This window comes from Blautia sp. 210820-DFI.6.14 (assembly GCF_020558815.1).
Taxonomy (GTDB): domain Bacteria; phylum Bacillota; class Clostridia; order Lachnospirales; family Lachnospiraceae; genus Blautia_A; species Blautia_A obeum.
The window spans coordinates 1-1,888 of the sequence record NZ_JAJCKS010000064.1; the positions used below are offsets into that span (position 1 = coordinate 1).

The following is a 1,888-nucleotide window of genomic DNA, read 5'->3' on the forward strand; positions in this document are numbered from 1 at the left end:
GGGGCTGTCGCTTTAACGATTAATAAATCGTGAAGCGGCAGCTTCATTTTTGTTGTTTTAAGAACAAAATCTACCCAAAATCCCAGATTTACCATACTACTCGATAACAAAAGCGCACTTTAATAAGCCATTTTTGATGACTTGAAAATTCATTTTGGAAAGTCTAAATTTAGGCACTTTTTATCGGAAACAAATGTGTTCCGGTTCTTTCGTTTTGAATCTTATTATGAAGTTTATTTATGTTTTTTGCCATGGCAAGTAGTGTGCTTTCTGCAAGTACATTCGACGTTCCCTTGCTTAAATATCTTCGAAACTGCATGTCCTGTTTCAAATCGCCGAAAGATCCCTCTGCCTGTATACTCCGATTTGTTCTGAAAAGAATTCCTTCCTCGGAAAGAATCCGTTTCAAATCTTCTTTTCTTTGTTTCAAAAATGTTTTCGCAACCTGAAGCGTTTTTGTCCTTTCTTCCATAGGTGTTTTACAGTTGTTGCCCTTGATACATTCACTCTTATAAGGGCATCCATTACAGTCCTCACATTTATAAATCGTTTTTTCACTTACATAGCCGGTTTTGCTTTTTGCATGGCGGACACATTCCACCTCTAACTTCTTTCCGTTCCGGCAGATATAGGTATCCGCCGCAGAATCATACTCCATGTTTTCAATTTTCCCAATATCATTTTTGTATTTACGAGTTTTAGAAATTTCGTAGTTAGCAGGTTTTATATAAGACAGCTGTCCATTTGATTCCAAAAACAGATAGTTTTCTTCACTTTCATATCCGGCATCTGCCGTTATGTTTTTATATTTGAATTTCAAATGTTCCTGAGCGTCTTTCAAAAATGGAATCAGGGTTGTAGTATCTGTAGGCTGTGGGCCGATAGTAAGCCATGTGATGTATTCGGAATCCACACCATGTTGGAGATTGTAAGCTGGCTTCAGCTGTCCATTTCCCATAGCATCTTCTTTCATCCGCATAAATGTGGCATCGTAGTCTGTCTTGGAATAGCTGTTGCGTTTTCCACATATATGTATCTGATGATTATATTTTTTAAGCCGATCCAGGTAATCTTCTAGAGTCTCAATACTTTTTTGAAGCGGAGTTTTTCTTTTCCCAATTCCATGAACAAACACTACCTGTTCCGCTTCTTTTAATGCATACAGTTTTTTGCGTAACCTTTTGACGTGCTTTATCTTGATTGTATTTCCGTAAACAATTCTTAGATCATAGAGTTGCTCACACTCAGCTACAAAATCAGCAAGTTTTTGTAAAAGCTTCGCCTGGTTTTTTGTCACTGCTTTCTTCCAGACAAAAGTATATTTATTCGCACTAGCTTCGATTTTTGTACCATCAATAAAAATAATTTCGCCTGAAATTTCACCAAGATCATAAAGTGTATTTGACATTTCAGCAAGAATACGCTTGGAACAAGGCGCGAAATGGATACTTCGAAACCGTGCAAATGTTGCATGATCTGGGGCTGGGATACCTTCCAAAAGAAACATGAAATTGATATCTCTTTTGCAATTCAGTTCCATAGAACGAGAAGAATAGTCCCCATTCATGTAAGAGTAAAGTACAATCTTCAGAAGTGTTCTTGGCGATACTGAATTTATTCTTTCATAGGTAGAATACAGGTCAGTCAAATCCATTCCCTCCACAAACTGACTTAGTAATCGCACAGAATCATCTTCCGGAATAATTGTTTCCAAATTTAAAGGAAGTTTTAGTTGATATCCTCCTTCATTCAAAGTATAATTCTTATGTAAAAATATAGGTTTTCGCATACTTATATTTTACACCAACAGCCGGGCTTTTCGAAGACCGGCTGTATTTTTTTTGCACCAAAAAGAGGCTGCGCACTAATTACTTAGTGCGACAGCCCC

General features: G+C 37.2%; 1 protein-coding gene. It reads right to left on the bottom strand.

Annotated features, from left to right (window positions below):
• Nucleotides 1–169: 169 nt before the first annotated feature.
• Nucleotides 170–1,789 (bottom strand): IS1182 family transposase, encoded by a 1,620-nt coding sequence (locus tag LI112_RS17675; RefSeq protein ID WP_227191196.1) that lies wholly within the window; start codon nucleotides 1,787–1,789, stop codon nucleotides 170–172.
• Between the last annotated feature and the right edge of the window lie 99 nt (nucleotides 1,790–1,888).